Below are 6,002 nucleotides of genomic sequence, written 5' to 3'. Positions count from 1 at the left end.
TTCCGGACCTTCAATGTGGTGGATGATTTTAACCGTGAAGCGCTGGCGATAGAAATTGACCTGAATATCCCGGCGCAACGCGTCGTGAGAGTGCTAGACAGGATAGTGGCAAACCGCGGCTATCCGCGGAAGATTCGTATAGATAACGGACTACCGTCTGAGTCAACTGTTTTTACGCAAAGGGCTCCTGCCATCTGATAAGAAGGTGATGGTTTATTTTATATCCGATATTGCTCATTTCCTTTTGGCTTATAAACATGCTTACCATGATATACAAGGGTCCGGATGGCCCGACAGGACTTAACACAGCATTTTGGGAAGCCATGGACGTTGAGCATTATCTAATGGTCGCGATGCGCCTTACGGCCCATTGAATCACATCCCATGGCTTATTTCATAATACCCTTTATAATCAATATCCTGTTTTACAATCGCATGCGCTACTCTGGCGACTTTTGTTGCCACTGCCGTCATGGCTTTTCTTTTCTGATCGGGTTTATCTCCATTTTCCCGGATATAACGTTCATATTTGTACCGGAAGCTGTTTTCTCTCGTTCTTACGGCTACTGTGGCGGCAAGCCAGAAGGCATATCTTAACCGTGCGTTTCCACGTTTTGACAATCGGTAACCACTGTGTTTTTGCCCGCTCTGGCTGGCGGAAAGGTTAAAACCGCAGAAGCTGAGATACTGTCGGTAATGCGCGAAACGTGTCAAATCACCACTTTCAGCAATTATCATCAGGGCAATGACTGCGCCAATACCCGGGATCGTACGTAAATGTTGGTAATCACTCCGTTCCTGTAAATAATTTTCTGCCTGTTTCTCAGGCTGCAACCGTTGAGCCGAAAGCTCGACATATCGATGAAGCTGTAATTTGAACGTCGTTACTGCCAGAGAACCATCCGACAACGGTAACGCAATGGAATTCGCTGAAATATCATAGAGGTGCTCAAGAAACTGCTGTTTATACTGCTTCCGGCCAACAACATCCCATGCCTGTTTTACAAACAAATCCCGGTTCAGTGATGTGATACAGGACGGTGTGGGAAACTGAAGTAAAAACTGACAGAACCACTCTGCCCGGGACATATGCAGAAATTGTTCAGCCTCGGGAAAATAAAGGGTCAGATAGTGATTCACCAGGCTGTTCAGACAGCGGGTTCGTGCCAGCGTAACCTGATGGTAGGTGTTTGATATTTCCTGTATATCGATAACGCCATTCGCCAGAGGATCATAAAATGGCGAAGATAAACCCTGTTCCAGCAAATACATGCTGACACTGGCATCTTTACGATCATTTTTATCCCAGGTCTTAAACAGCATCTCGCGGGCCCGAGCACATCTGACAGATGAAACAAGATGGCACTTTACTCCCTGCTGATGTAACCACCATGCGATGTTGCGATGATAATCAGAGGTAGGTTCAAAGGCGGCGATGATACTGTCATGGGGTGAAGCGGTGAGAGCAAGCAGTCGGTTGAACCCTTCCAGTGTGTTTTCAATACGCAGATAAGACGTTCGTCCATCCGGGTACCGAATTTTTGCATCATGATGTTTTTTAGAGATATCCAGGGCAATCAGTGTCCTCGACATGCTGACATTGCTAACAGGAGTGTTCATTGATTTTCTCCACTTGTGACAGACACTACAAGTTGTAGAAAATGGCTGACTTAAACGCTAACCAGATGCATTCAATAGGTATCACGGGCCAGAACTGATATCACTGGCACTGGCGCAATGGGCCGAAGAACATGGTGTGATGCTGGAATTTATCAAGCCGGGTAAGCCAACACAGAACTCGTTTATCGAACGGTTTAACCGAACGTACCGGACCGAAATACTGGATTTTTATCTGTTCAGAACGCTGAATGAAGCACGGGAAATAACGGAACACTGGCTGAATGAATACAACAGCGAGCGGCCCCATGAATCCCTGAATAACCTGACGCCGGAAGAATACCGGCTGATGGCTGAGAAACCGGAAATCTCAAAAAGTGTGTGGAACTAGAGCTGGGATACTTACACCGGCAACGCCTGGGAGTCGAAGGAGGAGAGCCAAATCCGCTTGTCTGAAAGATGAAAGAACCCACGCAGAAACACAGCTCTTAAAAGACAGAGGCAGGCTTTGCCGTGAAGAAACTAAGGATATGCATCAAATATTGGCGAGAATAAACATTAGAATGGCACTGATATTTTTTGTATTCTGAAAACTCACTGTCCTTCATTTGCATGCATACTACAAATGCTCCTTCTTCTGAAATTCCTTCATCCTTATTTGATGTTTTCAAATCTGGCGGCCTGGGGCCTGGCTCAGAACCTTGAGGGCCTCGGGTTCTTTCACTCTATAAATGACCTACCTTTACAGGTCGGAAATGACGTTATCTATCCCTGGAATCTAAGCCCGACGCACGGCGTTAATGGATTATCGGGTTTAATGACTATCTTGCTCCTCCCGATCGCACTACTGAATATCCGTGCCGGATTTTACCTTAATCGGTGCATGGGCTGGATAAGCCTGTTTTTCTGGATCTCGCCAGGGACGTTCAGCCTGATGGGTTATGTCCCTGACTTTAATAGTTTCGGTCCTGATGTGTTCCGGTTTGGGAGCGACTTTACGGGCAGTGTGTCTTCTGCGGCAGCCAATTTGCTTATCTCAATGGTTGCCGGCTGGTCAATCATTATGCTTTTCAGCGCGCTCTGGAAGAAAAATACCTTCAAAAATGCTTATGACCACATCTGGTACGTCTTGGGTCTTATCGCAGCTCTTTATTACGTTACGGACAGCGGCCTGCCCTCCTATAAAGAGGACCTGTCAGAAACTGGTGAACGCACCACCCTGATCGTGCAGCACTATCGCAACGGCGAGCAAAACTTGGAAGATCTGTGTAAAGAACCGGACGTGATAAATCAGGTTCCAGATTTATGCAGCCTGGCGCCTGAGATGCGGTGGTCGCTACAGAACAGCTTTGCTTCAAAAGATATTTTGCGCGCCAGAATAGATTTACCCGACTGGGTGACAAGAGTTGCTTACGATCGGGGCATCGGCAAACAGATTGAGACGTTCAATGCTCTGGCATGTTCTGCGCATGCGTTCAGGGGTAACTGTGAGGTTGTCCCCATCGAGATGGCTCTTAACGGTGTGGATTATAAAACGCCCGGGGCCTTTCTAACCCCAGTCTATGCCCAGAGACTTCTGCGACTGCATGTATCCATGCAAAAAGCCGACTCACGCATAAAAGATATCGAGCAGGGGCATAACACGCGCTATTTTGTGTTTCTTATGCTGGCCTTTGTCGCGGGGGGTAAGCTTGCAAATACGTCCAGGTCGATGGTCAGCCATGATACGGTTCGCCCTCGCTCATGGCTGCTCTCCGGTATAAGGTTTATCATTCACAACACGCTGCTGGTGATAAAGTTCCTTACAGCAGAACTGGTCTTGCCGCTTATGCAACGTATGGTACAACGGGTTAAATGGCATACCGCCCGGATTAAAACCAGAACGCCCAAAAGCGCGGCAGAACATGATGCCTCCTCCGGTAAAGGGTAACCCTTTGACGATCGTGCTGTGACCTGGAGCTGGTGCGAGAAGAGCAGACCTACAACGTATCCCAAGAGACTTGCCTGACAGAGACCGGTCTGATTCCCATCAGGTCAAGTTTGCGAGACTTTTCTATCCACTCCTCTTCGCAGCGGCACGCTATGGACCACTGTGCCGCTGCAACGGATTTCTGAAGAAAAAGATACTGGAAATAAGCCTCATCCACCGCAGACAGAGAATGGCCCAAAATCATCACTTGCTTAACTCCGCTCAGTCCCTCGAAAAAGTGTCGGTGTTTAGCGATAAGTTTCTGTGAGGGTTTAAACGTCGCACAGAAATAGTCATCAATGATGCTGTTAACCTCCATGAGCCGCGTATCCATATCTGCAATATCTGCCCTGTCGTTGAGAGAGGCGCGGAATTCAGGCTCCCAGGCATGTCCAAGGATCAGTTCATCGTCCCTTGCTTCGGCAGAACCATGGATGTGGAGCACACGATCTGTCCCGACGCCATAAACGCGTCTCAGTGTGCTGGTGTAGTTAAAGGTGAGAAAAAGTGCCTGCGAATCCAGTTTAGTCAGGCGGTTAGGCGAACTTTCACAAGAAGGTATCGGCAATTGACGGATCCACTGACCGAATCGGCTACGCATGCCCTTAGAGAGGCGTCTGACAACCTGATCCACCTCATACTGGAAATCATGATGACCTGCGTCACTCCAATCCTCATCACCGTATGAACTCATGAAATGGCCGAGGTTGTTGATGAGCATGTCGGCATCGAGGTCTGCAAGCGCGGTTTCGAGATCACACCAGTCATCATCCACTGGAAGGTACTCTTCCACATCCCGATAAATATCCGAATCCATGGCCAAAAGAAATTCCTTAAAATGCCACAGGCTAGAGGGGATGTTATGCCTGAGATCGAAGCCATTTCCAATGACATAGAGTGTAGTTGTCTGCATAGACCCTCTCACGACAGATGACCTGTTTGCGTTGAAATACCAGAATATCTCGTGTTTTATAACAGCAGATACCTTATACCCCCGGAAAATTATGGAAAAAATCAGACCCGCAACAGTTCAGTTCATCAAACTTGGTGAGGCAGGTGAATGGGAGCAGCAGTGCCTGTCGGAGGGCACGCTTCGGTTTGGTTATCATAAAACCCCAGACAATCTTTGCGTTGACGACCAATGGGAAGACGTTCACGAGATATGGCTTAAAGAGCGGAAGGGAAATAAGGCAAGCGCCAGCAGTGACGTCAGGCAGATCAAAACTTTCTACACGGCAGATGAAGATACACTATTCATTACCATCAGGGGGGGATTTCTTTACTGGTGTCGACCCGTGGGGCCGGTTGAGGTACTGGCAGATAGTAGCCGGGTCAGAAAAACGATAGAGGGGTGGCAAAACACCAGCGTTGGGGGCGCGCGATTAACCACGGATCACCTGAGCGGAGACCTGTTAAAGGTTCAGGGGTATCGGGGTACGATCTGTAACGTAAGCGCACATGATTACATTGTACGAAAAATCAATGATGAAGATCTCCCTACGGTGTCTGATGCTAAGCAGGCTGAAGTAACGTACCTGGCCGCGATAAAAAATCTGTGCCAAATGCTAACCTGGCAGGATTTCGAGCTACTGGTAGACCTTGTTTTTTCAACCAGCGGGTGGCGGCGCACCAGTATTGTCGGTAAAACCCAAAAAACGCTGGATCTTGAGCTTGAATCCCCCACCACCGGCGAGAAAGCTTTTGTTCAGATTAAATCATATGCGGACGCACATGCTTTCAGCGATTACGCAAAACGGTTCAGGGAAACCAGCGCCTATGAACGGATGTTTTTTATCTGGCACAGCGGACCGTTATCCGAAAATATCAAAGCCGAAGGCATCACGTTAATCGGCCCCGACAAGTTAGCTGAACTCATTCTGGACAGTGGTTTATCAAGATGGCTTCGTAAAAAAGTTTCATGATATTCCGGCTATTTCTTCAACTCATCGGCAGTGAATCAACGTGATAAGGCTCCGGAAACGGGCTTTACCTAGACGCCATCGGACCTCAGCCGCAGGCGCGAAATGCCTACTCAAGCAGTTCGGTGAAATTTACCGGCCTGCTGGTAAGCGCAGTCGGGCTGACGACACGGGGAGCCGAAGGGGGCACTAGGTATGATGACTGTGATGACTCTTGTGTCTTGAATACATAGTCAATAATCACACCTTTGATCAATGTCATATTGTTCAATAGTTGATCATCCTGCAGAAGTCTGAAGTTAAATGCTCTTTTTCAGGGATCGTATGGGTATTAGAAAATTTTGTTCTTCAGTTTAACTGAAGTCTGATTGATATTATTTTTTACAACCTTTGATTTAATATTAATATCAATTACTTAAATACAAATGAGTCGTTAATTAATTCCAAAACCTGCAAAAAACACTGTCTTCTTGAACAGTATCCTCTGACGTGATAGT

At 47.4% G+C, this 6,002-nt stretch carries 4 protein-coding genes and 2 pseudogenes; 4 read left to right on the top strand and 2 right to left on the bottom strand.

Translation table 11 applies throughout. From position 1 onward, the window contains the following. Positions 1-150, top strand: a pseudogene (locus tag J1781_RS17325) (DDE-type integrase/transposase/recombinase); the annotation flags it as partial. Positions 151-375: 225 nt separating this feature from the next. Here J1781_RS17325 and J1781_RS17320 read toward each other — a convergent pair. Beyond that, positions 376-1,620 carry an IS110 family RNA-guided transposase gene (locus J1781_RS17320; protein ID WP_217233936.1) on the bottom strand — a complete coding sequence of 415 codons (1,245 nt, stop codon included), beginning with the start codon at positions 1,618-1,620 and terminating at the stop codon, positions 376-378. Between the two features lie 82 nt (positions 1,621-1,702). Between J1781_RS17320 and J1781_RS17315 the strand changes: the two are divergent. Continuing rightward, positions 1,703-2,008, top strand: a pseudogene (locus J1781_RS17315) (integrase core domain-containing protein); the annotation flags it as partial. A gap of 426 nt (positions 2,009-2,434) precedes the next feature. Further along, entirely contained in the window at positions 2,435-3,547 is a 1,113-nt protein-coding gene (locus J1781_RS17310; RefSeq protein ID WP_217218990.1) for a hypothetical protein, read from the top strand. A gap of 49 nt (positions 3,548-3,596) precedes the next feature. Here the strand turns inward: J1781_RS17310 and J1781_RS17305 are convergent, their stop codons facing one another. After that, the gene (locus J1781_RS17305) at positions 3,597-4,499 is read right to left on the bottom strand and encodes a bacteriophage abortive infection AbiH family protein (RefSeq protein WP_217218991.1); all 903 of its coding nucleotides are present in this window, start codon (positions 4,497-4,499) and stop codon (positions 3,597-3,599) included. Between the two features lie 91 nt (positions 4,500-4,590). Here J1781_RS17305 and J1781_RS17300 point away from each other — a divergent pair, with 91 nt between their 5' ends. Then, positions 4,591-5,508 carry a restriction endonuclease gene (locus tag J1781_RS17300; protein ID WP_217218992.1) on the top strand — a complete coding sequence of 306 codons (918 nt, stop codon included), beginning with the start codon at positions 4,591-4,593 and terminating at the stop codon, positions 5,506-5,508. Positions 5,509-6,002: the final 494 nt, after the last annotated feature.

The organism is Rahnella perminowiae, from assembly GCF_019049695.1.
Taxonomy (GTDB): domain Bacteria; phylum Pseudomonadota; class Gammaproteobacteria; order Enterobacterales; family Enterobacteriaceae; genus Rahnella; species Rahnella perminowiae.
This window is presented reverse-complemented; position numbering and strand designations above follow the sequence as displayed.